The sequence below is a fragment of the Acidimicrobiia bacterium genome, from assembly GCA_041676705.1.
GTDB lineage: Bacteria > Actinomycetota > Acidimicrobiia > Acidimicrobiales > SKKL01 > Actinomarinicola.
Map to the genome: position 1 here is coordinate 50193 of JBAYRL010000005.1, position 25554 is coordinate 75746.

Annotated in this window: 26 protein-coding genes; 24 read left to right on the forward strand and 2 right to left on the reverse strand. The window is 54.6% G+C overall.

Annotation, left to right across the window (positions count from 1 at the left end; all coding sequences use genetic code 11):
* Positions 1-64: 64 nt before the first annotated feature.
* The 4 genes from WC184_08995 to WC184_09010 all read left to right on the forward strand — a co-directional run bounded on the left by WC184_08995 (position 65) and on the right by WC184_09010 (position 2324).
* Positions 65-559: a carbonic anhydrase gene (locus tag WC184_08995; protein MFA7478016.1), complete on the forward strand. Its 495-nt coding sequence runs from the start codon at positions 65-67 to the stop codon at positions 557-559.
* A 71-nt stretch (positions 560-630) separates the two neighbouring features.
* Positions 631-1575: an NAD(P)-dependent oxidoreductase gene (locus WC184_09000; GenBank protein ID MFA7478017.1), complete on the forward strand. Its 945-nt coding sequence runs from the start codon at positions 631-633 to the stop codon at positions 1573-1575.
* A gap of 42 nt (positions 1576-1617) precedes the next feature.
* Positions 1618-2013: an SMR family transporter gene (locus WC184_09005; protein MFA7478018.1), complete on the forward strand. Its 396-nt coding sequence runs from the start codon at positions 1618-1620 to the stop codon at positions 2011-2013.
* On the forward strand, positions 2010-2324 hold the full coding sequence (locus tag WC184_09010) for a multidrug efflux SMR transporter (GenBank protein ID MFA7478019.1): 315 nt from the start codon (positions 2010-2012) through the stop codon (positions 2322-2324). Before WC184_09005 ends, WC184_09010 begins: the two co-directional genes overlap by 4 nt.
* A gap of 92 nt (positions 2325-2416) precedes the next feature.
* On the opposite strand, the gene WC184_09015 is transcribed toward WC184_09010, so the two are convergent.
* A complete protein-coding gene (locus WC184_09015) occupies positions 2417-3142 on the reverse strand; it encodes a hypothetical protein (protein ID MFA7478020.1) in 726 nt (241 codons plus the stop codon).
* 96 nt (positions 3143-3238) lie between these two features.
* Entirely contained in the window at positions 3239-4252 is a 1014-nt protein-coding gene (locus WC184_09020) for a hypothetical protein (GenBank protein ID MFA7478021.1), read from the reverse strand.
* 158 nt (positions 4253-4410) lie between these two features.
* Here WC184_09020 and WC184_09025 point away from each other — a divergent pair, with 158 nt between their 5' ends.
* The 20 genes from WC184_09025 to WC184_09120 all read left to right on the forward strand — a co-directional run bounded on the left by WC184_09025 (position 4411) and on the right by WC184_09120 (position 25551).
* Positions 4411-5085: a response regulator gene (locus tag WC184_09025; protein MFA7478022.1), complete on the forward strand. Its 675-nt coding sequence runs from the start codon at positions 4411-4413 to the stop codon at positions 5083-5085.
* Positions 5075-6781: a HAMP domain-containing sensor histidine kinase gene (locus WC184_09030; protein ID MFA7478023.1), complete on the forward strand. Its 1707-nt coding sequence runs from the start codon at positions 5075-5077 to the stop codon at positions 6779-6781. Before WC184_09025 ends, WC184_09030 begins: the two co-directional genes overlap by 11 nt.
* Complete coding sequence (locus tag WC184_09035; protein MFA7478024.1) at positions 6778-7230, forward strand: TadE/TadG family type IV pilus assembly protein; 453 nt, start codon at positions 6778-6780, stop codon at positions 7228-7230. Before WC184_09030 ends, WC184_09035 begins: the two co-directional genes overlap by 4 nt.
* The gene (locus tag WC184_09040; GenBank protein MFA7478025.1) at positions 7227-8876 is read left to right on the forward strand and encodes a pilus assembly protein TadG-related protein; all 1650 of its coding nucleotides are present in this window, start codon (positions 7227-7229) and stop codon (positions 8874-8876) included. Before WC184_09035 ends, WC184_09040 begins: the two co-directional genes overlap by 4 nt.
* Positions 8877-9031: 155 nt before the next feature.
* Positions 9032-9721, forward strand: a complete 690-nt coding sequence (gene cpaB / locus WC184_09045; protein MFA7478026.1) for a Flp pilus assembly protein CpaB — start codon at positions 9032-9034, stop codon at positions 9719-9721.
* Positions 9722-11008, forward strand: a complete 1287-nt coding sequence (locus WC184_09050) for a hypothetical protein (protein ID MFA7478027.1) — start codon at positions 9722-9724, stop codon at positions 11006-11008. It begins immediately after the preceding gene.
* Positions 10999-12324, forward strand: a complete 1326-nt coding sequence (locus tag WC184_09055) for a CpaF family protein (protein ID MFA7478028.1) — start codon at positions 10999-11001, stop codon at positions 12322-12324. The genes WC184_09050 and WC184_09055 overlap by 10 nt, the downstream gene beginning before the upstream one ends.
* An 8-nt stretch (positions 12325-12332) precedes the next feature.
* Positions 12333-13244, forward strand: coding sequence for a type II secretion system F family protein (locus tag WC184_09060; GenBank protein MFA7478029.1), 912 nt, complete (start codon positions 12333-12335; stop codon positions 13242-13244).
* Positions 13241-14143 (forward strand): type II secretion system F family protein, encoded by a 903-nt coding sequence (locus WC184_09065; protein MFA7478030.1) that lies wholly within the window; start codon positions 13241-13243, stop codon positions 14141-14143. Before WC184_09060 ends, WC184_09065 begins: the two co-directional genes overlap by 4 nt.
* Positions 14140-14820 carry a response regulator transcription factor gene (locus WC184_09070; protein ID MFA7478031.1) on the forward strand — a complete coding sequence of 227 codons (681 nt, stop codon included), beginning with the start codon at positions 14140-14142 and terminating at the stop codon, positions 14818-14820. Before WC184_09065 ends, WC184_09070 begins: the two co-directional genes overlap by 4 nt.
* A 241-nt stretch (positions 14821-15061) precedes the next feature.
* On the forward strand, positions 15062-16456 hold the full coding sequence (locus WC184_09075; GenBank protein ID MFA7478032.1) for a cystathionine beta-synthase: 1395 nt from the start codon (positions 15062-15064) through the stop codon (positions 16454-16456).
* Between the two features lie 87 nt (positions 16457-16543).
* Positions 16544-17761, forward strand: a complete 1218-nt coding sequence (locus tag WC184_09080; protein ID MFA7478033.1) for a cystathionine gamma-synthase — start codon at positions 16544-16546, stop codon at positions 17759-17761.
* Positions 17762-17889: 128 nt separating this feature from the next.
* On the forward strand, positions 17890-19062 hold the full coding sequence (gene pstS / locus WC184_09085; protein ID MFA7478034.1) for a phosphate ABC transporter substrate-binding protein PstS: 1173 nt from the start codon (positions 17890-17892) through the stop codon (positions 19060-19062).
* Between the two features lie 5 nt (positions 19063-19067).
* On the forward strand, positions 19068-19991 hold the full coding sequence (pstC, locus tag WC184_09090) for a phosphate ABC transporter permease subunit PstC (protein MFA7478035.1): 924 nt from the start codon (positions 19068-19070) through the stop codon (positions 19989-19991).
* Entirely contained in the window at positions 19991-21001 is a 1011-nt protein-coding gene (gene pstA, locus WC184_09095; GenBank protein MFA7478036.1) for a phosphate ABC transporter permease PstA, read from the forward strand. Before pstC ends, pstA begins: the two co-directional genes overlap by 1 nt.
* 50 nt (positions 21002-21051) lie before the next feature.
* A complete protein-coding gene (gene pstB / locus WC184_09100; protein ID MFA7478037.1) occupies positions 21052-21891 on the forward strand; it encodes a phosphate ABC transporter ATP-binding protein PstB in 840 nt (279 codons plus the stop codon).
* The gene (phoU, locus tag WC184_09105; protein MFA7478038.1) at positions 21888-23417 is read left to right on the forward strand and encodes a phosphate signaling complex protein PhoU; all 1530 of its coding nucleotides are present in this window, start codon (positions 21888-21890) and stop codon (positions 23415-23417) included. Before pstB ends, phoU begins: the two co-directional genes overlap by 4 nt.
* The gene (locus tag WC184_09110) at positions 23389-24201 is read left to right on the forward strand and encodes a response regulator transcription factor (protein MFA7478039.1); all 813 of its coding nucleotides are present in this window, start codon (positions 23389-23391) and stop codon (positions 24199-24201) included. Before phoU ends, WC184_09110 begins: the two co-directional genes overlap by 29 nt.
* 229 nt (positions 24202-24430) lie before the next feature.
* Entirely contained in the window at positions 24431-24868 is a 438-nt protein-coding gene (gene dtd, locus WC184_09115) for a D-aminoacyl-tRNA deacylase (protein MFA7478040.1), read from the forward strand.
* 29 nt (positions 24869-24897) lie between these two features.
* On the forward strand, positions 24898-25551 hold the full coding sequence (locus tag WC184_09120) for a class I SAM-dependent methyltransferase (protein ID MFA7478041.1): 654 nt from the start codon (positions 24898-24900) through the stop codon (positions 25549-25551).
* Positions 25552-25554 lie beyond the last annotated feature (3 nt).

The following is a 25554-nucleotide window of genomic DNA, read 5'->3' on the forward strand; positions in this document are numbered from 1 at the left end:
GAAAAATACGAGAAGTCGGCCTCGACTCACCTGGTTTTGGTTCATTTGCGGTAAGTTCCAAAGTGTGAATGATTTTGATGATCTCCTAGAAGCGAACGCTCAATTTGCCCAGAACTTTGGCTTGGCCGGATTCGATGGCGTGGCCCATGCTGGAATTGCGGTGGTGACATGCATGGATTCGCGCCTCGATCCCCTTGGCATGTTGGGCTTGAAACCGGGGGACGCCAAGATCTTTCGAAATCCTGGTGGGCGCGTCACCGAAGCTGCCCTAGAAGCGCTGGTGCTGGGTGTGCATTTGTTGAATGTGAAACGCATTGTGGTAGCCCCGCACACAAAGTGCGCCATGAGTTCATCCACCCTTGATGAAATTCGCCATAAGGTGAGCGAATCCGCAGGCCAAGATGCTTGGTGGCAAACCTTCAGCATGGTTGTTGATCAAGAAGCAGCCTTGCGAGATGACATTCACAAAGTAACTTCGCACCCCCTGATTCCCGATTCCGTTAAGGTGGGCGGTTTCCTGTACGACGTTGATACTGGGCTGCTGAAACAACTGGTATAGCCCCTGGTGGCTGGCTCATTGGAGCGGCCGGTTATTGGGGCGCTACTTTTAGGCATGTTGAAGGGTGAGCGGTGTCAAAGGTTGCATTCATTGGTCTTGGAGTTATGGGGTACCCCATGGCGGCGCACCTGGTGCAACGTGGTGGTCACGAAGTAGCCGTCTACAACCGCACCACGGCCACCGCCGAGCTGTGGTTACGCGAAATACGTGCCGGTCAATTAGCCAGCGATCACTCGACGGAGTTTGCAGCGATACCGGAAGTCACCGCTAGAACCCGGGCTTCGTTGACTCCCGCCGAAGCTGCTCGGGGTGCCGATTTTGTGTTTTGTTGTGTGGGTGCTGATGCCGATTTGCGCCAGGTGACCTTGGGGCCCGAAGGCGCCTTTGGGGCCATGAAAACCGGTTCGGTGTTCATCGACCACACCACAGCCTCGGCTGAGGTGGCTCGAGAATTAGCCGAGGCGGCACGTAAGAGAGGTTTTGGCTTTCTAGACGCACCGGTTTCTGGTGGTCAAGCGGGGGCCGAGGCTGGCACGCTCACCATAATGTGTGGCGGTGACGAAGATGTTTATGAACAAGCGCAGCCGGTGATGAGCGCCTATGGTTCCAAGATTGGGCTCTTAGGTCCTTCGGGAGCGGGACAGCTAACCAAGATGGTCAACCAAATCTGCATCGCCGGGGTGCTGCAAGGCTTAGCCGAGGGTATCCACTTTGCTCATCGAGCCGATCTCGATGTGTCCAAGGTGGTTGAAGCAATCTCTGCTGGTGCGGCGGGTTCATGGCAGATGAATAATCGAGCCCACACTATGGATGCTGGACAATACGATTTTGGTTTCGCGGTCGATTGGATGCGCAAAGACTTGGGTCTGGTGCTAGCTGAGGCTAACCGCAATGGTGCGTCTTTGCCGATAGCTGCTTTGGTCGATCAGTTCTATAAAGAGATTCAACGTGACGGTGGCGGCCGTCTTGATACTTCTTCGCTGCTCAAACGCCTTGAGCGAGAGCGCGAGTGCTAGCTGGCGTCGATTGCTAGTTTGGCAGCGCGTGCAAGGTACGCCATGGTGGCCCAATGGATTGTAGGGAACGGCAGCTTGTCTAAGTGGCTGATGCTGGTGGGTGCCATCGCGGCTGATGTTGCCGGCACGCTAATTTTGCGGGCGTCGGTAGATCAGGTGGCCTGGTTACCAGCAGTGGTGGTGTTATACGCCACCACCTTTGCGATGATCGGGTTAACTTTGCGTTCCGGTGCCAACCTTGGTGTGGTCTATGGAATATGGGGTGCGGCGGGAGTCGCCTTCGTGGCTCTCTTGGCAGTGCCACTGTTTAACGAACGGCTAAGTTCGGCTGCCTTGGCTGGCATCGTGGTGATAATCGTGGGCGTAGTGCTGGTTCAATCAGGTGCCACGATTGCCACCGGCCAAGCGACTAGCGCTAGCAAGGAAATTCTCGATTGACGGCCTTGTGGTTAGCGCTCTCAATCGGTTTCGAAGTGGGAGCTACGCTCAGCTTGCGGGCCAGCGATGGTTTTCGAAAGCGACTATGGCTGATTCCAATATCGGTTGGTTATGTGGCTTCATTTGTGTGCCTAGGGTTCACTTTGCGTGCCGGGATGCCAGTGGGTGTGGCCTATAGCATGTGGACAGCAGTTGGTTTGGTAGCTATTTCACTGTTGGCCCGTGCTATCTGGAATGACCCACTCAACCGACGAATGGCGACAGGAATAGCGTTGTTGATCCTCGGGGTCGTGCTTATTGAGCTGGGCTAGAACCGTCGCATTGGCGCCAATAATTCTCAGGTCTAGGTTCCGTAGGTGTAGTTATGGTGTTTCTTCCTCATTGGTTCTGTGGTCAACAGATTTTAGGAAGGTGACAGCTGCGGGCCGGTGAGAAGCTCGAGGTCGAGTTTGAACTCACGATAGGTTGCTGGCAACCCACTCAACTCAACCCGAATGTGGCCCAAGCTTTGAAACCAATGGAGTTGTTGCTCCAAAACTTTTCGGGGTGCAACGGCCACGAATACACAATCTTGTTGGGCACAAGGCCAGCCTTTAAACGCCTGCTCGAATATGTTGGCCACCGCCATTAAATTGAGTAGCTGGTCCTCCACATTCTCTTGTTGTACTAAGTGCACCGTCAGAACGCCCCACTTGTCCTCAGAGATAACCGTTTGGCGCTCTTGACGTTCAAAATGTTCACGCATTCGGAGTTCCAAATAGCTGAAATCTGGCTGACCGGTGAGCGGGTCAATGGGGTTCAATTCGAACGTGGCGCTAGCAAGCTCCAGCCACTCTGACACATAAATATCAGCTGCCTGGAATGACCCCAACAAGGTGGAATCTCCTGGTTCTAGCACCTCGACTAGAGACTTAAGATCTTCGAGCCCTTCCTCCAGCGACCATCGATACCGACTGCGTGCGGCGGCTAAGGCTGCCAGGTGCTTTTTCTGTTCTTGCTCAGAGCCGTTCACCGCGGCCCGCGCCAGCTCAGCACATGATGGCACTAGCCACTCATCGTCAACAAAGCGGATCTTTGACAAGGTGAGCTTGCGCCAATTCTCAATGATCTCATTAATTTCATCTGTCAATGCGAGGGTCCTCGTCTAAAGCAGCAATCCAGCTCGTGGGTCGGCTGACCATCGAACCGACCCACGGGTGTTGTTCCTGTCAATGACTATGACTTATTAAGCATCGGCTGGTTTCCGACCCAGTGCACTGAGCAAGACACCTGCTGCGAGAAGTATTGCTGCTGCCGATACGACCAAGGCCGTGCTGGTACCGGTCAGTGGAAGCCTTCCGCCGCGAGGTACTTGACCGGCTGCGGTGCCGTCGCCTGGATCTTGAGCCGGGGGAACTTGGTTGTCGTTATCGTTATCAGCTGGAGGCGTTGTTGAATCATCCTCGGGCAGATTTGGATTACCGGTTTCAGGTGGATTCGGACCACCGTCATTAGGTGGAGTGCCATCGGTTGCCATTGGGCAAACCAACTCGGGCAAGAGGCCTAGAGAAAGCTCCAGACATGCTTCTACTGGAATTCCTAACGCTTCTAGATCGAGGAGAACCCCTGCTGCCACACCGTCTAACCCAAGACCAACGTCGGTACCGAGGCCCAAATCGAGGGCCGGGCGACCTGTTCCTGGAGCTTGTACCGTCGCGTTGGCATCAGCACTAATCCCAAGACCAGGTGACTTGCCCTGGCCAGCGTTGGGCTTCACTTGAGCGTTTACCGCAGCGCTCGATTGCCCACCTACCTGCGCCCCCACATTCACGCCAAGGCCTTGGTTCCCAGAAGCAGCAACGTCAGCTTCAACTTTGGCCAGATCACCTACCGTCGCATCAACGTTCAGACCGCTCGAGGTGCCTGCGTCAACTCCAACACCAACCAGCGGCTTGTCGCCTTGGGGAAGAAGTGACACATCGACGCCTAGTCCACCATTTCCAGAGCCGATTCCGATACCACCGACCGGGCCTAAATTGATACCCAGTTGCGGATCACCATTTTCGTTTTCGGTGCTGATCAAGCCGCCCAAGCCACCGTTGCCGTCACCACCTAATAGTCCGTCAGTAAGGTCGCCCAGCAAACCCGCACTAGCACTACCTACGTTCAAGCTGAGGGTAGCCACCACTAAGAACATGGCAAGGCCCAGCTTGGCTGACCTGGTAATCAGCGAAGTTTGAGATTCTCGTAAATTATTCATAGCGGCGCTATCGACGCTTAAACATCAATACTTCCTCAATGCGTTGTGGGTGGCTCGTAAATTGCCACGTCTGAGTCCTTAACTTGTTTCACGCTCGAACCGAAGAGAAGAAATAGCGATAGAAATTTCAACATCTTTACTTATGGTTTGGGAAGAACGTGACAAAGGAAAACTCGGTACCACTGGCCGAGCACCAGGCAGTTAGCGAGAACAAGGTAGCAACAGCTAAAGACCCAATAGCTAAACTGCTCCACGAAATTGCTGGTACAACGCATGTGGTAATCGGATACGCGGACTTGTTGGCACCGTCGCTATCTAATGAGGACGCACGTGGATACCTCGAGGCGATAACAGCAGCTATAACCCGCTTGCATAACAATGCTCGCCAGTATTTCGAGGCCACTCCACTCGGCGTTGAAGTCGAATCCACTTCGCTGGGTCATCAACGTCGTCTAGTGCTTCATGTGGAAGATGACCCTGCCATACGCACTCTGGTGAAAACGGTACTTGGGACCGCAGAAATTGATGTTCATGGTGTGAGCAACCTGACCGATGCACGACTGTTCTTAGATTCAACCACTCCAGATTTATTGATTGTTGATCAACGACTAGGTGAAGAAAACGGCCTAGAACTTCTGCAATTGGCGCCAGAGAAAGAGGCGTCACCACAGCTCGCCGCCATCGTGATGAGTGGGGAGTCGAGCGTAGAAATTGTGTCCGAGGCTGAGGCATTAGGTGCTATGGTGCTCGAGAAACCGGTCGCGAATGAACAGCTCATAGCTATTGTGCGCCGTGTTTTGCAGTTGGGGGAGGAAATAATTGATGAAGAATGAGGTGATTGACAAACGTCATGATCAGGCCCCCGATCGCCGCACGGTTCACGAAATCGGGGTGCTTCTCGGTTCGTTTAACACCCAAAACAGAATCTCCTGGTGGATCGTAAATCGGGAATGGACAGAGCTGCGGGCCAGAGGGGGTGCTTGCGACGATTTGTTTGGACTAGGCCCGCTCGATGGGCCCGACACCATTTACAGTCGCTTTCCAGCTAGTGATCGTGGGGAACTGGCAGAGCTGGCGCAGAATCAACGGGTTCTGCTTCGTTGTCGAGTGAAAAACAGTGGCAACAATTGGCGCCTGTTAACCCTGACTGCTCACGCACTTTCGGAAGATTCAGTGGTGTACTTCGCGGTTGATGTGACCAGCGAATCGATGGATGACATTGATTATGAGCTAGCCGCCAAGGTGCGACGCGGAAACACCGGTGCTACCAGTCAGATACGCGAAATCTATCCTCAGAGCCGATTCGAAGCCACCGAAGAGGCCACCCGTCTGGTTCGCAGCCTGAACTCCTCGCGAGAACAAATTAGCGAGTTGACGTCCAGTCTCACCGTTACACGAGAAGATCTTTTAGCGGCCCAAACATCGATAAAACACTTAGAAGCAGCACTCGATGTTGAGAGGCAGGCTAGACGCCAAGCTACTCAGGCTCTTAAGCAATATGAAGAAACGCTTGCCCGGATTGTTCATGACATGCGGTCGCCACTGAACACGATCCAAGGTTTCGGCGAACTGCTACTGAACAGCGAAGAACGCCCTGAACAGCGACTTTGGCTGTCTCATACCCGGCGTTCCGGTGAGCACCTTATGGAAACCGCGGAACTTTTGCTGCAACTGGTGGCCTCAAGCAGCGGACGATCGGAGGTGACCTCATCGCACCTATTGGCTCGGCCGATGGTTGATGAGGTGGTCTCGGTAGTGCAACAACAGGCGCGTGAACGCGACATAGACCTCGTGGTATCGGTGAATCTCGATCAAAAGGTCACCGCCAATAGGCTTCTGTTCTCACGTGTCCTGTCGAATCTGGTCTCAAACGCGCTCGAGCACAGCCCGGTCGGCGGAGTGGTACGCATCGAATGTGACGACGCTGGCCAATTCGTCACCTTCATGGTGACCGACAGCGGAAGCGGTATCGCGACCGAAGCAGAAAACCAGCTGTTCCAGCCCTTTAGCCAAGGGCAACACGGAACCCTTCGAGCGAGTGGAGCAGGCCTAGGCTTGGCCATCTGTCGCGAACACGTGGCGGCCATGGGCGGAGCGATTGGAGTCTTTAACCAGCCGAGCGGTGGTGCCACGTTTTGGTTCGACCTGCCCGGCGCCGTTGCTGAAACCGAAGGACCTTTGGTCCTCGTGGGCACAACTGATGTTGCGACCGCCGAATTGATACGGGCCGCGCACCAAGACACCGTGATTACACGAACCCTAAGAAGTCGCCATGCGCTAGTTCATGCCGCTTGTACATTAAATCCGGCAGTAATCTGCTTGGCCGATGACCTAGTTGAAGAGGCCGACTTCAGCGATCTAGTCGCCACTTTGAGGGTAGAAATTGGCGAAAGCCCCGCCATTGTGGTGTTCAGTTCAAACCCAATGTACGACCAGATACCTGGGATAACGCGGCGAATCTCATTTCCCGTAACCATCGGAGAAATTGCGCTAGCCACCAGCGTGGCTGTCCAAGAGGCTGAACCGTGAAGTACCGAATAGCAAGGGCCGAGAGCGAGCGAGGGGCGGCGTTAGTCGAAGCCGCCATAGTGCTTAACCTGTTGAGCTTACTGCTAGTCGGTATAATCGCTTTCGGAGTGCTATTGGGTTATCAACAAACGTTGATCCACGCCACCTCCGACGCGGCACGCGCCGCGTCGGTAACTAAAGATAAAGACGAGCAGACCACGCGGGCCCTGGCCGCTATCGAGCAGGTACTTAGTGCCACTTCGCGCTCATGTTCTGATGTAGCAGTTTCCTGCGAGGTGTCAGAAGCATCGGAATGCGAGCTTGACCCGGCCAGTTTCTGTCGAACAATTCGAGTGCAACACGATCACGACATTGACCCAGTTGTACCACGGCTACCGCTGTTGTCGGCAGCGTTGCCGCACCGCTCAAGTGCTGAAGTTGTTGTAACGGTAGGTGGGAGCTTCGAATGACCAAAGGGCGCGGGCTTAGGCGTTCTAAAAATTTGGATCGGGGTATAGCGGTTATCCTCACCGTGTTAAGCATTAATGCCTTGTTAGCGGCCACGGCACTAAGCGTTGATGTGGGCCGATTATGGGTAACTGAACGTGAACTGCAACGCGCCAGCGATATCGCTGCCCTCGACGCCGCCCGCTGGTTAAATGCCTTCACTGATTCAGCCGAAGAATATGAACAAGATGTAGTGGGTGCTGCGATACGTTCGGCGAAACGTAATGGTTACCCAATTAGCGCAGACGATGTTGAACTCGGGCACCTTGTTGGCGATGTTTGGTCCACGGCGCTAGCGGGTACCGATACCTGGCCGCCCACGGCGGTTGCCGTAACGGTGGGTGCTAATGAACGCTGGTTATTTATGCCCGGTGGTACCTACCGGCAGCGTTCCGCCGTCGCCGATCTACCAGTAAGCGCATCGGTCATGGTCGGTTCTGATCTGGTGCAGGTATCACTTCACAATTCTCAAATCTTCAGTTCCGTAGTTAGCGGTTTATTGGGAATAACCGCGCCAACCGCGGTTGCTGAGGTGGCTTTGATCAGTTGGGAAACGTTGCTCGGCACCAACGTTACGTTGAGCGAACTAGCGGCCAAGGCTTCTGCCTTTGGTATCAACGATTATGTCTCAACCGAGCTCGCCATAAGCGAGCATCTTCAAGTTCTCGCTGATGTTTTAGCTGACAAATCGTTAGTCGAAGCCTCGGCGGTAGTAGGCACACTGGCACGCTTATCGCCGGTGAACTTACCCCTCAACGAAGTCAAGATTTCTGACCTTTTCACCGCCGACGCCACCGTTGACTCCGCGGCACTTGAAACCGAGTTGGGTGTTCTCGAGCTTATTCACCATCTGGCCTTGATAGGGGCGGCCAACGGACATGCAATAAGCACCTCAAATAATATCGACATTGGACCGGTGGCCACGGTGACGGCAGAAGCCGTGGTTGTAGAGCCGCCTCAGCTTGGTATTGGTCCTGCGGGGACAGTGGCCCGAACGGCGCAGGTTTCAGTTGATTTAGCAATCACTGTTCCAATGGTTGATCAGATTCTGGGTGCCGTAGGCAGCATAATCCCACCACTTTTGCGGGGCCTGCTAGATCCCTTACTCGCCAGTATCGGCACACTTCAGATTTCCCTTTCGCTGCAAGGGGCAGAATCGAAGGCCGAAATTATGGATGTCGCATGTTCTCGTGCCGGTGTCGACTTTGTAGATATCGTCACCACCTCCAGTGTTACCTCTGCCACTGTGTCACTTGGCAGTCAACGGATCCCGCTACGGCTTGCACAGACACCTCAACCAACTCGTCACTATCCGCCTTTTGGGTGGGAGAACCGAACCCAGGTGTTAGGAAGTGAGCTAAATCTGACTGATTCGGTTGGTTCCTTGATTCCAGCCTTGGTCGCCTCGGAAGCCAACAACCTTCTGGGCGCTGTGGTGGGGCTGTTGGGCCCGGTGCTTGATGGCATCACCGCGGTGCTAGTAGGAGTTCTTGAGCCATTGCAGGAACAAGTAGTTGAACCAACCTTGGCCGCTTTGGGGGTAAATATTGGCAATGCGTCGGTGGCGGTGACTGGCGCAACCTGCACCGGTGTACGACTCGTACGGTGACAGCTCTTAAACACGAACCCGCCCAATTCTGGTGGGTGGCAATGCTTTGACGGGGGTCGAGACTCTTGAAACCTAGATCGCAATTATCAAAAGCACTCAAAACTGCTGCCAACTCATTAAGTCGGCCCGGTTTCCCGGTCGTAGTAGGGCTGGGTTTGCTTGTGGTAGGTGTAGCTCTTCTCTGGACCGAGTCGGAAGACACTTCGGCTGACTCGGCGAAACCCTCAACTCAAATGGTGTTGGTGGCCACCGAGACCATAGAACCTGGTCAGCGGGGTGAAGAAATAATGGCCGACGGGCTGGTTCGCCTCGAAGACTGGCCGGGGACTATCCCAAGCGGTGCCTTAGGTTCAGAAGCACAACTAGTGGGCAACGTTGTGACCGAACGCATAGATAGCGGTTCGGCAATCCGTAGCACACAACTCCGCGTAGCTACCGCCCGTGAGGCAGCGGCGGTAATTGTGCCTGAAGGAAGCGAAGGCGTCGCCATTACCTTGCCATTCACCGCCGGTGGTGCCGGTTATGTTGGAGCTGGTGACCTGGTCAATCTCTATGCCGTTGTAGAGCGTGATGGTGATACCCAGCTCGTAGTGGTCGACACCTCGGTCTTAGTGCTTGATGTGAGCCGCGAAGTGGCGCCGTATGTATCCGGCGGGCCAAGAAATGAAGGCTCGGCGTTAACTTTTCTACTTGCCCTCCGTCCAGCGATTGCTGAACAAGTAGTGCTGTTGGGGGCAGCCGGTTCGTTCCAGTTATCGCTGGCTGATTCCGATATGCCGAGGCCCCAACAGCTCCAGTCGATGGAGGCCTTGTTCCAGGCATATCGAATGAATGGAGCTGAGTAGATGTCGCTTTCTCTGCATGAATCTCGAGTGCTGTATTTCAATATTTGTGGCGAAGAGAATCTGATGCTCACCGAGATCCTCCTAGAACAAGGTGGTTTTGTAGCCAACGCTTTCGACGCCACTTCTTTGGCGCGTGAGCTCGAAAAACCCGAAGGTTGGGACTTGCTCTATGCCCATGTTCCACCGAAGGATGATCGAGCACTGAGAGCTTTAGCCGTGCTACACGAGTCGATTCCAGCGCTGCCTATTGTCATCGAAATGGACCTGGAGGGACCGCCCGAGTTCGACACGAAAGCCAACCTAGCTGCCCTTATTCGCTGTGGTGCCTCAGAGTTGGTGGTGAAGCCAGCGAATCGTGTGGATGTTGAAGGTGCCGTCAGCCGTGCCACTAAGCTGGCTCGACTTCGCCGAGAATGGGCGGCCAATGTACATCACGGTGGAATAAGCGCCCGAGGGGAACTGCACGTCGTGACCGCCACCGGAGGAGGTAGCGGCAGAACGCTAATGGCCACCAGCATTGCCGCCACCTTGGCTAGCCCCGAGCGTCGAGTATGCCTTATCGACTTGGATCAGCCGTTTGGTGGTGTCGCCTTAGCCTTACAAATCACCCCTCGTTTCACCATTCACGATACGTTTTCAACGAATCCTGATGAACTAGTGGGACATCTCGAAGCGTTATGCGAAGAATATGAGCCCGGCTTTTTCGTATTGTCAGCTGGGTCTGAATCCGACGCTTACCCGTCCACTATTGACGTCAAAAACCTGATTAGCGCGGCCAGAAGTGTATTTGACCATGTGGTGGTTGATGCGCCGCCGACCCCGAATCCGATTACCAGTTCCATAATTGGTGAGGTTTCGTCGTTGTGGTGCGTGGAGACGCCTGATCTTCGAAGTCTTCGGGCGTTGCGCTTATTGCTTGAAGGCGTTGATTCGGCTGGCGTTGACACGGATCGGGTGAAAATTGCTTTAAATAAATATTCCGCTGGACTTGGCATCACAGTTGAGGATCTGACCGCAACCGTGGGACGCGAACCAACTCTGGTTATTCCATACGATCGACACGTTGCCCAGGCTTTGAACGCTGGTGTTCCGGTGGTCAATGAAACAAATTCCGCTTCCGCTGGCCGTGTGCTGCGCGATCAAATCGCGCGAGTTCTGTTGGCTTCCAACAGTGATACCGCGCCGATTCCACCTGAGCAGCCAAAGGCACGGCTCATGTTGCTATGCAGTTCGGCCATGGTTTTGATAGCGATATTGGTGTTGTTCAGGGGTCTGGGATGGATCTAAAACGCCAGCTTGCTCAAGCGTTTTCAAACGAAGATGCGCCAGCAGCCGACCTAGTTCAACGCCCCAGGGATGAGGCCGCTTGGGAGAGCAGCAAACAGCGCATGCGAGAATTCGTGCTGAGCGAAGTCGCCCCAAATCTGAGTCACCTTAACGATGAGCAAAAACGGGTTGAGGTGACTCAAGCCGTTGCACTGGCCCTAGATCGTCAAGAAGTTGCTGTGTCCCCCAGACAGCAGGCGAGCTTCATGAACGAAGTGCTCTCTGACATCTTGGGTTACGGACCACTCGATGTTCTTTTGGCTGATGATGAGGTCACCGAGATCATGTGCAACGCGCATGACGAAATTTGGTTTGAGCGCAACGGCGTGCTTGAAGAGAGCCAGCTGCATTTTGCAAATGAAACCCACTTCCGCCGGGTCATCGACAGACTGGTGCGAGAGGTTGATCGCCGTATCGATGAAAGTTCGCCGATGGTTGATGCTCGAATGAAAGAAGGGGGTCGTCTGAACGCGGTGATTCCACCGGTAGCGGTTCATTCGGCGGCCTTGACCATCAGGAAAGCGCCGCGAAACCCGCTTGAAGTCAGCGATCTTTTAGGTTCGAGCAACTGGACCACCAACCTGGTGTTGTTCTTTGAAGCATGTGTTGCCAGCCGGGTAAGCATTCTTGTTTCTGGAGGTACTGGCTCGGGTAAAACCACGGTGTTGGGCCTGCTTACTAGGTTTATTCCTACCAATGAGCGTCTTATAACAATTGAAGATGCGGTTGAGCTGGTATGCCATCAACCGAACTGGGTGGCGCTAGAAGCAAGGCCGCCGAATGCTGAGAACGCCGGTTTAATCACGATTCGTGACTTAGTGCGAAATGCGCTTCGCATGCGCCCAAACCGGATCATCGTGGGTGAGGTCCGCGGTGGCGAAGCCCTAGACATGCTCCAAGCAATGAACACGGGCCATGAAGGTTCCATGACGACACTGCACGCCAACTCGGCGCGTGATGCGTTAAACCGCTTGGAAACGTTGTCGTTGTTGGCTGGGGTGGATTTACCCCTGAAAGCTGTGAAAGAACAGATCGGTTCCGCGATTGATTTAATTGTGCACTTGGAGCGCTTGCCCAATGGGCGTCGAGTGGTTCAGTCGGTGACCGAAGTGCAAGGCGTTGAGGGAGATTCCTATACCTTGGCCGATATTTTTGTAGCTGAGCGTGGACCAAACGCAAACGCGTTTTTGCGCGCCTCGGGTGTGCGTCCTTTATTGGCGCAACGACTTGAGGCCGAAGGCCACCCGGTTCCAACTAGCATTTTTCGCGAAAGCTGACCGCGACTATGGCATGGTTATTGGTTCTAGCTGGGGTGGCGACGTTGGTGAGTGGCTTTTTGCAGTTTCGCCGACATGCTGTTCGTTCCGTGGCTGAGCGTATCTCTATGCCTTATAGCGATGATGGGTACGCCAATGGCAGCGTCTCGCGGGGAACGTTTCATGGTGCCGTGGCTCAACTGTCGCCCCGTGGCCGTGGTGCTGAATCACACGAACCGAAATTGAACACTGGTCACGTTGCTTCGATTGCGGTAGTCGCCGGGGTGGTGGCGCTAACTGTTTTCGTGGTTGTCGGCCAGGTAATTTTGGCAATTGTGGCTGGCTTGGCAGTGGTACTACTGCAAAATGTTATGACGCAAGCGGCACGGCGGCGCGTGCTGAAAATGGCCCACGAACAGGCCCCGGCGGCGTTATCCACCTTGGCGTCATCGCTTGAAGCGGGCGCAAGTTTGGAACACAGTCTTGCTGTTCTTTCTCGTGAAATTGGTGGACCATTGGGTGCCGAGTTTGAACGTTTAGTGGTAGAGGTGGAGTTAGGGGCCGATGTGCAGACTGCCATTGTGCAGATGGCTGAACGTCTGGGCAGCGACGATCTGCGGTGGTGGGCCTATGCGGTTGGTTTGCAGCGTCGGGTCGGTGGGCGACTGGCGCCCATTACCAGGAATTTGGCGGACATCATTCGGGAACGGGCCGAACTGCGACAAGAGATTCAAGTGCTTACCGCTGAGGGACGACTTTCGGCTGGCATCCTGGGAGGCTTACCAGTCGCCATCTTCGTGGTGCTCCAGGTAATGAACCCGAGCTATCTGCAACCGTTCTACCAGGGGTGGGGCGTTGTTTGGCTGGCCTTAACGGCGGCGTCGGTGGTCTTAGGTGTGTTCATAGTGTTGCGTATGGTGCAAGGGACGGTAGAGGGATGACACTACATGCCGTAGTTGCGGTGCTTGTGATCTTCGCTGGTGTGTTCCTTGTTGCTACCGCAAAACACGGGCCTGGTCCCAGTGTGGCAACCCGGTTACAACTAAACGACGAGGTTGTGGATACTCAGGCCAATTGGTTCGGCAAACAAATTCGTCGCAGGTTCCGCACGGTCACTCTCCTGCTGCGACCGTGGCTGGCTCGACTGGCGTGGCATGGCTACAGCGAGAAAACATCGCGTCTGATTTCACAGGCGGGCTTGTCGAGGTTCTTGCTGGTGGAAGATATTTTGCTGGCTCAGCTTGTGGGTGCCGCAATCATGACCAGTTTTGGGTTATTGGTGATTTTGGTCGCACTCCCATCGAAGTTAGGCCTGGCGGCGCTGGTGGTTTGTGGTGTTTTTGGTTTTCTGGCACCCCGAGTTCTGCTTGAACGAGTCGCTACGCGTCGCGTTGAAAAAATTCGGGATCACTTTCCCGATTTCTTAGATTTGGTAACGCTCTCGGTTTCGGCCGGGTTGGGTTTTGACACCGCATTACTAGAAGTTTCGGCACAGATGTCTGGTCCTTTGGCTGAAGAAGGAAACCATTTACTGACCGCCATTTCGTTGGGTCAGCCTCGCGAAGAGGCCCTCGCTGAATTCGCAGAGCGATTGTTGGTGCCCGAAATTTCCGACTTTGTTTTGGCGGTCAACCACGCTTCGCAAATGGGAGCGGTCATGGCTCCGGTACTGTCGCAACAAACCAAGAGTGCCCGGTTAAAACATCGACAAATGGCAAGGGAAAGAATCAATCGTCTGCCAGTGAAAATCTTGTTACCAACAGTTCTCTTCATCCTTCCCGCTACTTTGGCCATAGTCTTAGGACCCGCGGTAAGCGACATTATGGGGATGTTTTCGTGACGGCGGGGTCGCGGTATGAAGTGTTAATCGTTGAAGATGACCAGTTCGCAGCGGATCTTGCGGCCCGATGGTTGGCACCAGCTGGTTTTGCTATCACCATTGAAAACTCGGGTCGCTCGGCCGAGTCGCGCCTTAGCGGAGATCACCATTTTGACCTGGTAATTCTCGATCTTGGGCTGCCCGATTTAGATGGTTCAGAGCTTCTTAGGCGGGTACGTGCCACTGGCTCAAGCATGGGGATCATTGTTGTAACTGGTCGTGGTGACGAACCAGATCGGATTCGGGGTTTGAGAGAAGGGGCAGATGACTACATTGTGAAACCTTTCTCGCCAGGCGAGCTGCTGGCACGGGCTGAAGCGGTTTTACGTCGTACCTCAGCCGAACGCCGCGGCATGTTGGTTCTTGGTGATTTGGTGGTTGATCTTGATGCCCGAGCTGTACGTGTGCAGGACAAGACCGTTGAGCTCACTCGAACCGAATTTGATCTCTTGGCCGAGTTGGCCCAAAACGTGGGCAAGGTCTGCACCAGGGCGGCCTTATTATCAGCGGTGTGGCGAGTAACCCCTTCCCCCACGGCTTACGCGTTGCTTAACGAGTATGTGAGCCGGCTTAGAAAGCTGTGCGGGCGTGAAAGAATTTCTACGGTGCGAGGCGTTGGTTATCGCCTTGATGCTTAACCGTTGTGTACGGCGTTAGGTCCCAACGGTTGGCCAGGGTCGAAAGTCCTAAAACTTGCTCGGGCTCTATCGTTACGGCGCGCCCCCAATTAGGATACCCGACTAACCTAGTCAGCTTTTCAGGCTAGTCTTTCATAAACGGCTAGCAGTCGGTCTAACGTTCAAGGTGGCAGCGTTAGGACCGGCTTCAACAGGCAGAACGCACCACTTTAGGTAAGTAAACTTTAGGCAAGGGAACCGCATGCAATACGCCAATACTGTCGTCGACTTGATTGGGAATACGCCGCTTGTGCGTTTACATCAGGTCGTAGGTGATGTGGTGCCCACCGTATTAGCCAAAGTTGAGTACCTGAACCCTGGTGGTTCCGTGAAAGACCGCATTGCGGTGCGAATGATAGACGCCGCCGAACGTGATGGCTTGTTGAAACCAGGCGGAACGATTGTTGAACCCACCAGCGGCAACACTGGAATTGGTTTGGCGATCGTGGCTCAACAACGTGGCTATCACTGTATTTTTGTGTGTCCTGACAAAGTTTCCCTCGACAAAATAGAGGTGCTGCGTGCCTACGGCGCTGAGGTGATTGTGTGCCCGACGGCTGTCGAGCCAGAGCACCCTAATTCCTATTATTCAGTCTCTGACCGTTTGGTTCGTGAGGTGCCAGGTGCTTGGAAACCGAACCAATATTCGAACCAGAACAATCCGGCTTCTCACTATGAAACCACTGGTCCCGAAATTTGGGAACAAACCGAAGGTCGGATCACTCATTTCGTGGCTGGCATGGGTACCGGTGGAACGATCAGCGGTACCGGTAAGTACTTGAAAGAAGTCAGCAAAGGCCGGGTGCAGATTATCGGAGCCGATCCGGTCGGCTCTGTTTATTCCGGCGGCACTGGCCGTCCGTATCTGGTGGAAGGTGTTGGCGAAGATTTCTGGCCAGAAACCTATGATGCCCAAATTCCCGATCAGATTATTGCGGTCAGCGACAAGGATTCGTTCAACACCACTCGCCGCTTAGCTCAAGAAGAAGGCCTCTTGGTGGGTGGTTCTTGTGGCATGGCGGTGTTCGCCGCGGCGCAAGTTGCCGCTACGGCACCGCCCGATGCGGTCATCGTGGTGCTACTCCCCGATGGTGGCCGTGGCTACATTTCAAAGATTTTCAACGACGCTTGGATGGCCGACTATGGCTTCTTAGATGTGAGCGCTGGTCAACCCAAAGTAGGTGAGGTTTTTAGAGCCAAGACCGGTGAGCGGCCACAATTAGTGCATGTTCATCCTGATGAAACGGTGGAATCGGCGATTGCAATTCTTCGTGAATATGGAGTGTCGCAGCTGCCGGTAGTGCGGGCCGAACCACCGGTGATGGCAGCTGAGATAGCTGGCACCATTGAGGAACGTGACTTGCTTGATCGGTTGGTTTCGGGTGAAGCATCGCTTAGCGATGAAATCGAAGAACACATGACCCCACCGTTGCCATTGGTCGGTGCTGGTGCGCCAATTACCGACTTGCTAGCCGAGCTTAAGGTGGCTGATGCCGCCCTAATCCTGGTAGATGGTATGCCCCAAGGGGTCCTTTCTCGCCAAGACGTGCTGGGTTATTTAGCCACTGCCCGCAATTTCGACTCGCGTAATTTATAGCCCGAATAGTCGGGCGGTTTTGGCACAACTTCGACACCTCATCTGTAGTGCCGCCTACCCATCGATCTGAATTTCTAAGGAATCTAAATGAACCCCACCTGGGACTTTGAAACTCTCGCTATTCACGCTGGTCAAGAACCTAATCCGGTTACCGGGGATGTCACGGTGCCCATTCACCAAACCTCTACTTACATCCAAGACGGGGTAGGTGGAATGCGGTCAGGATACGAGTATTCACGCTCGGGTAACCCCACCAGAACCGCACTTGAAGAGTGTTTGGCGGCCCTCGAATCAAGCCCCATCACTCGGCCGGACGGTACCGGTGATGGTTCCGATGACGGTGCTCACAGTGAGAGTAGGCAAGCAACGGTGGCGTTAGCATTTGCCTCGGGTTTAGCAGCTGAAGACACACTTATTCGGGCCGTTGCTAAGCCCGGCGACCACGTGATTTTGGGCAACGATGCTTACGGCGGCACCTACCGGCTGGTGGCCCAAGTGCTTAACCGCTGGGGAATCACTCACAGTGTGGTCTCGCTGCAAGACTTGGCCGCGGTGGAGGCGGCTATCACCCGTGAAACCACGTTGATCTGGTGCGAAACGCCGTCTAACCCGTTGTTGAACATTACCGACATCCAAAAAGTGGCGGCGCTCGCCCACAGTCACAACGTGCGCTTGGTGGTAGACAACACCTTTGCCTCGCCTTATTTGCAACAGCCGCTTGGCCTTGGTGCCGATTTAGTGGTTCATTCCACTACCAAATATTTGGGTGGACATTCCGACGTGGTGGGCGGAGCGCTAATTACTCGCCATGCTGAGCTGGCTGAGAAGCTTCGCTATCACCAAAACGCGATGGGTGCGATTTCAGGGCCATTCGACTCGTGGCTAGTTCTACGCGGTGCGAAAACCTTGGGTGTTCGCATGGACCGCCACTGTGATAACGCCGCAGCGGTAGCCAACATGCTGTCCGAACATAAGGCGGTTGAACAGGTATTTTACCCCGGCTTGGTTGACCACGAGGGATATGAATTAGCTCAGAGCCAAATGCGTAGAGCCGGTGGCATGGTTAGCTTTCGGGTGAAAGGTGGGGAATCTGCGGCCCTCAAGGTGTGCGAATCTACCAAGTTGTTCACCCTCGCTGAGTCGCTGGGAGGTGTGGAAAGCCTGATTGAACATCCGGCAAAGATGACCCACGCTTCGGCGGCCGGTTCCGACCTCGAAGTACCCAACGATTTGGTGCGGCTCTCGGTGGGAATCGAGCACGTGAACGACCTGCTTGACGACTTAGAACAAGCGCTCAACGCATAGTTGACCAAAGCTTAACTAGAAGTTAACCGAGAGTTACGCCTGGTGTTCACCTTCGGCTCTTAAGTTTCTGCATAACGATCTAGCGGAGTGGCCGCTGATCATGAGGCCTAGGAGGGCTTCATAACTTTATGCAAGAAATTCGTGCGCGACATCGTTCGCAAACTGTAAGAGTTGGCCTTGGTGCAGTACTCGCGCTGCTTCTAGTTGTCTCGGTGGCTTGTGGAAACAGTACTTCGCCGCAAGGAAAGCAGCCCACAACAACCTCGCTTGGCAATGGCACAACCGCTGATTCCAATACCGGTGAAGTTCAAAGTACCGGGTTCAATCTCGCCGATTTCGCTGGGCTAAATGCCAACATCAAAGGCTCTGGTTCGTCGTTTCAACAAAACTACAATCTCGCCACCATCGATCTTCTACACACGGTTTTGCCGGAGTTGAAAATTACTTATGCCGGTGGTGGCTCGGGGCAAGGTAAGTCCGATTTAGCGGACGGCGTTGTAGATTTCGCCGGAACCGACTCGCTGGTTAAGCCCGAAGATGCGGCCAAATACAACGGCCAGGTGCTCTATTTTCCAACGGTTGTGGCCCCCATAACGGTTTCCTACGAGCTTGATGGAGTGCACGAACTTCGGCTCGACGGGCCTGCTTTGGCACAGATTTTTAGCGCCAAGATTACTAGCTGGAATGACGAAGCTATCGCCGTTCTGAACCCGCAAACGGAACTGCCAGCCATACCAATTACGGTATGTCGCCGCGCTGATGCGTCGGGAACGACTACAAACTTCACCAAGTTCCTAGACGCAGCGGGTGGCGCTGATTGGCCCTACGGTTCCAGTGACACCGTGGACTGGCCAAGTGGCACGCAAGGCGCACAAGGCAACGGTGGTGTGGCCGCTTGCATTGCCAAGAAATCTGGGTCCATTGGTTATGTTGATTTCTCTGATGCGAAGGCGCAGGGGCTCGCCGGAGCGCTAATTCAAAACTCAGCTGGTGAATATGTGGAAGCTTCGCTCTCAGGTGCATCGGCCGCGGTGGAGGGCGCCGTTATCGGCGATGACCTCACTTTCGATCCGATCAACGCTCCGGGCAGCGACGCCTATCCCATAACTTCCCCCACCTGGATTATCGTGCTTGACACGCAGCGCGACTCGACCAAAGCCGAGGCATTACGGGCCTTGCTCAGCTTCATTCTCACCGATGGTCAAGACGTCACCTTCACCCAAAGCCTGAACTATGCGCCGCTGCCCGCGGAACTAGCGACCAGAGCATTGGCCCAGATTGACCAGATCAAGGTTGGTTGACCTTGATGAAGGTTGTTTCGCCGAATTCCCTTACCGGAACTCGGCTGGGTCGCGCCCGTGAACTGGCTTTCTCCGCTGTGACCCTGGTGGCTGGGCTTAGCATTCTCGCCTTATTGGCGGGTGTAGTGGCAGCCACGGTCTCGTATGCGTGGCCCGCCATCGAGTCACAAGGTCTAGGGTTTCTCACCAGTACAACTTGGTCATCACAGCAAGAAACCTACGGTGCCTTAGCACTAATTTACGGAACCGTGGTCACCTCGCTTATAGCGCTAGTGGCTGCGGTGCCGGTGGCCCTTGGAGTGTCGCTCTTTGTTACCGAGGTGTGCTCGGCACGTTTTCGGGCACCAATTGTTGCGATCATCGACCTCTTAGCCGCAATTCCTTCGGTGGTGTTCGGTTTGGTTGGAGCGTTGGTATTTGGTGAAGCGTTCCAGGTGGTGTTTCGAGTCTTTGCCGGGCCCACTGCTAACGGCTCTAGCTTGCTCACCGCTGGCATCATCCTTTCTTTCATGATCATGCCAATCATTGCTTCTATCACAAGAGAAGTAATCGCCACGGTGCCAGGTCAATACCGCGAGGCTGCTTACGCTCTTGGAGCCACCCGTTGGGAAGTGATTACCTCAGCCATATTGCCTGTCGGCATCAATGGTATAACCGGAGCGGTAATGCTTGGTTTGGGACGGGCTTTGGGCGAAACGATAGCGGTGGCCTTGGTGGTGGGTAGCGCCATCCAAATAACTGCTGACGTCACTCAACCAGGCTCGACCATGGCATCGATTATTGCTAACCGATTTAACGGTGAAGGCATTGGAATTGAACGAAATGCCCTAATGGGTCTCGGTGTACTGCTTTTTATAATCACTTTGATTGTGAATATGGCGGCGCGGGTAATTGTGGCCCGAACCAAGCGCGGAATGATTCCCGCATAATGGCCGGGCGAATCGAAATAGAGTCGGCACCGGCGAAGTTTCCTCCCGTGATTGATGCAGCCAAGCGCAGCGATGTTCGCCTGGTAACACTGTCACTTCGCCGTAGGGCCAAAGACCACCTCGGAACGGTGGCTTTGTGGCTGGCACTTTTGGCCGCGCTCGTGCCTCTAGGTGCGACCATCGGCGTGCTAATCGTAAAAGGGGCTTCGTTGGTGAACTGGGGTTTTATCACCGGCGACATTCCAAGTGTCACCGGCCAAACGGTGACCTCGTGTTCTGAAATCACACCAGAGTTTCGAGCCAAATACGGTCTCAGCTGTGTGTCCCCTAGCCCCGGTATGGGGCCCGCCATTGTGGGTACGTTGCTTTCCACGGGAATCGCTGCGCTACTTGCAATTCCCATTGGCATTCTTGGGGCGGTCTATCTCAACGAGATCGGCGGACGAGGGCGCATAGCCGTTGTCATCAGATTTTTTGCCGATGTCATGATTGGGGTGCCCTCGATTGTGATGGGCATGTTTGTCTTCACCGTTTGGGTCGTGCGATTTGGCACCGAAGGGCGATCGGCTTTCGCTGCTTCTTTGGCCTTAGCGTGTCTGATGCTGCCGATTGTGTTGCGTAGTTCGGAAGAGATGCTTCGTCTCGTCCCCAATGAGCTTCGCCATGCCAACTTGGCTCTTGGCGGGCGACGTTCACAAGGCGTCTTTGGGGTAGTACTACCGGCTGCGTTGCCAGGTTTAGTTTCGGCGTCACTTTTGGCTATTGCTCGTGCTGCTGGCGAAACCGCCCCAGTCATTTTTACGATCGGGGTCACCCAGTCGCTCAATGCGAGTGCCTTTGGCGAGAACACCACCTTGGCACAACAAATATTCAGCGGTGCGAAATCGGGGCTGCCGTTGGCGAACGAACTGGCTTGGGGCGCGGCCTTCACGTTAGTGGCGTTGGTATTTGGCCTCAGCTTGTCGGCGCGCGTTGTAACGGCACGTTTTAATCGAAATCTGAAAGGTTGACCTTTTTGCAAACCACATATTCGGCTCTCGCCAACAAAACATCTCTGGCCATGTCGTCTGTTTCTGCTCCGACTTCGGCCCTCAACCAGACACCTGCTTCACCAACACTTCCGGTTGCACCGGTTATCAGCATGAAGAATTTGGCTATCAGCTACGGTGACAAGCTGGCGGTTAGCGATGTGAACCTAAACATTGCCTCTAACCGGATTACCGCCATGATCGGACCATCAGGGTGCGGTAAAAGTAGTGTTCTACGTAGCATCAACCGTATGAACGACCTCATTGAAGGCAGCCGAGTCAGCGGAACTGTCGCATATCGCGGGGTTGATATCTATGATCCTGTGGTGGAGCCAGTTGAGGTTCGTCGACGAATTGGCATGGTGTTTCAGCGCCCCACCCCATTTCCGAAATCTATTTATCAAAACGTAGCTTACGGCCTAAAAATCGCTGGAATACGAGACGCCCGTGACGAGCGGGTAGAGCATGCCTTACGTCAGGCGGCGTTGTGGGATGAGGTGTCGAACCGGCTAAACGAATCTGCTCTGGGGCTCTCAGGTGGACAGCAGCAGCGGCTCTGCATTGCACGAGCGCTTGCGGTTGAACCCGACGTCTTGTTGATGGATGAACCGTGTTCGGCGTTGGACCCCATTGCAACAGCCAAAATTGAAGACTTGATGGCCGAGCTTTCAGCGCGACTTACGATTGTGATCGTTACACATAATCTTGCTCAAGCTGCCCGTGCCAGCCACGACACCGCGTTTTTAACAACCGAGGTTGATGAACAAGGAAACCGGAGTGGAACGCTGGTCGAAGCGGGAGCCACCGAACGGCTCTTTGCGCATCCACTTGATGAACGAACCGAGCAATACATTACGGGGAGGTTCGGATGAGCGACACACATTTAAGGCATGCATTTGACGAGGAACTAGGCGCCATACATCAGGCAATTGTTGGCTTAGGCAGCGGAGTCGTTGTGGCCATACAGACTGCGACTACGGCGCTTTTGGCCAACGACTTAGCTGCGGCGCGGCGCCTTATTGAAGGTGACGATGTATTCGACGAAGCCACGGCCGATATTGAAGCGCAATGTTATCGTTTGCTGTCATTGCGAGGCCCGATGGCGGGTGATCTGCGGGCGGTCATAGTGGCATTAGCGCTGGCCACCGAACTCGAGCGGTGTGGCGATCTGGCTTCGAACATTGCCAAAACAGCGCGACGTTTGTTTGATGCCCAGATTCCGCCCAAGCTGCGCGGCATGATTGACCGCATTAGCCAGCTGGCGACCTCACAGTTGCGCTTTGCTCTGGATGCCTATATTTCCCAGAACGAGTCAAAGGCGGCGGCGCTCGATGACCTTGACGATGAGATTGATGCCCTGCACCGAGACTTCTTGGAAACAATTTTCGATCTGCAGGCAAACGACGAGGTGGATCACCGTGTCGGGGTGCAATTGGCGCTTTTGGGTCGATTTTATGAACGTATTGGTGACCATGCCGTAAACGTCGGTAACCGAGTGTTGTTTCAGGTGAATGGGTGGACACCAGGTTCAACAATGCCTCGTAGCGATGGACATATACCGGTGCGGTGGCCAGAGGGGGCCGATGCGGCGGTGACGGTGGAGCGTGGTGTGGTGATGTCAGAAGCGGCCGAGCGGCGCCGGGTAGAGTCATTGCGACGCGATTTTGTAGCCAACATTGGCCATGAATTAAGGACGCCAGTCGGGGCGTTGATTGTGCTAGCCGAAACGCTACAGATAGAGGTTGAGCAGCTAGCACTTGGTGCCACCGCGGCGACGATCGATCGTTTGGCAGAGCGGGTCACCCATGAAGCTACAAGGTTGGGGCACACCGTGGATGACCTATTGGAGTTGAGCCGGATAGAGGCAGGTGAACCTTTGGTGTCGCTACCAGTGGCAGCGGCCCGGCTGGTTGATGATGCGGTAGCGCGATCTTGGTCGGCGGCCGAGTTGGCGCGAGTGAAAATTGTGGTGAACGTTCCGGCGGTGGAGCTGGTGGTTGGCGGTGATCGGCGTCAATTGGTATCGGCGCTTACTAACTTGATCGACAACGCTATTAAATATTCAGAAGCAGGTGGAACGGTAGAAATTCGGGTGCAGGCTAATGGGCCGAACATCGATTTTGTGGTGTGTGACCATGGCATTGGTATCCCAAAGGCTGATCAGGTACGTATTTTCGAGCGCTTCCACCGGGTTGATCGGGCACGGCGACGTGATACGGGCGGCACAGGGCTGGGGTTAGCGATTGTGCGGCATGTGGCGCTAAACCATTCGGGCACCATTGAGGTTGACTCGAGGGAGGGTGAAGGAGCTACGTTCACTTTGTCGATTCCCAGACGAGCTAAAGAGATAATGGCCAGCATGGGTGTGGATGACAACGACGGTGCAAACCGTGGGTGAGAAAGCCACCGTGTTTGTTGTCGAAGATGAAGAGTCGTTTGTCGATGCCTTGACGATTGGCTTGGAACACGAAGGTTTTCGGGTGGAAGTAGCCCGCGATGGGGGTGAGGCGTTACGCCGATTTGAGCAAGTGGCGCCCGATATTGTGCTGTTGGATCTGATGCTGCCCACATTGTCGGGCGTAGATGTGTGCCGCGAGATCAGGGCTGTGTCATCAGTGCCGATCATCATGGTGACGGCGAAATCCGATGAAATTGACACGGTGGTTGGTCTCGAAGTCGGCGCTGATGATTATGTGACCAAGCCTTATCGGATGCGTGAATTGGTGGCGAGAATACGGGCGGTATTGCGACGGCGTGAAGGGCTTGGCGGGGTGGAAGTGCCGGGTGGTGCTTTAGCGGAGGTGGCCAACGGAAGCGGTTTGGGTGCCGATGCTGACAATTTTGCTGGGGATGATGCTGACGCCCAAGCGTTGGCGTTTGAGGTTGGGGAGATTCGTCTTGATGTGAGTCGGCATCAGGTGGTGGTGCGCGGCGAAGAGGTCGATTTTCCGCTGAAGGAATTTGAGCTGTTGGCAGCACTTATGGAGCGAACCGGCCGGGTGGTCCCACGCGATCGTCTAATTCGGTTGGTGTGGGGATACGACTATGTGGGAAACACCAAAACTCTAGATGTTCATATCAAAAGGTTGCGGGCGAAAATTGAACGTGAGCCATCGAAACCCGAATATGTAGTGACGGTGCGAGGCGTTGGATATCGCTTCGAAAACCCTATTCACAAATAGGTTCGCGGTCGCGACCGCTCCAAGCGGAGTAGCTTGATTTGGTCGATGCTGTGGTCGTCGATTTCTGTGGCGGTTCACGACCCTAGTTACAGTTGTATATCGTCAAGGCCTTGGTTGATATCAAGCGGCCGTCACTGTGAGATCGTCTAACAACCACCTAAGGCTGATGAGCAAAGCTGTTCATTGCATGTTCATGTAGTAACCCCAACGCTGTTCTAGGGTTGGGTAAATGCGTGCGTTAGTACAACGAGTGGAGCAGGCCTCGGTTTCCGTCGACGGCGACATTGTGGGTGAAATTGGCCCCGGCATGTGTGTACTGGTTGGCGTCACCCACGACGATGACACCGCCAAAGCCGCGAAGCTGGCATCAAAGTTGTGGGGTCTACGTATTTTTGATGACGCCGATGGGGTAATGAACCGCTCGGTGGAATCGGTTGGGGGCCAAGTGCTGGTGGTGAGCCAATTCACCCTCTACGGTGACACCTCACGTGGGCGGCGACCCACCTGGATTGCAGCGGCTAAACCTGAAGTGGCCGAGCCGTTGGTGGAAGAGGTTGTGGCGCAGCTGCGAACGCTTGGCGCCAAGGTAGAAACCGGGCGTTTCCGTACCGAGATGAAGGTTGCGCTGGTAAATGACGGCCCGGTAACGGTGCTGGTAGAGGTGTGAATTAGCCCGGCCAAGATAGGTTGAGCGCTATGGATGTCCAACAATATGAACGAGCTCTGCGCGACTATCTGGTGACGCACAGCACTCCAGCCGATGAGTTGTTTGAAAGCCTACGGGTAGAAACCAAAGAGCGTTTCCCCGACCGTGCTGGAATGCAAATCAGCCCTGCTCAAGGTGCATTTATGGGACTGATGACACGGCTATTGCAGCCGAAACTAGCCGTTGAGGTTGGAACGTTCACGGGGTATTCGTCGTTGAGCGTGGCGCGGGCGTTACCTGAGGGTTCACGGTTGATTTGTTGTGATGTGAGTGACGAGTTCACCGCGGTAGCCAGGGACTATTGGAAACGAGCTGGCGTGGACGACAAGGTCGAGTTAATTCTTGGTCCTGCGCTTGAAACGTTGCGGGCACTGCCTGTCGAGCAGCCGATTGATATGGCCTTTATCGACGCCGACAAGACCAGCTATTTGGCCTACTACGAAGAGCTTTTGGGGCGGATGCGTTCGGGTGGTTTGATCATGGTGGACAACGTGTTGTGGAGCGGCCGGGTGTTTGACGATTCTGACACCGAAACTTCCACGGTGGCACTACGAGAATTCAACGAATTTGTGGTGGCTGACAGCCGGGTTGAGGTGGCCATGTTGCCCTTGGGCGATGGTGTCTCCATGATCCGCAAGCTCTAGAAC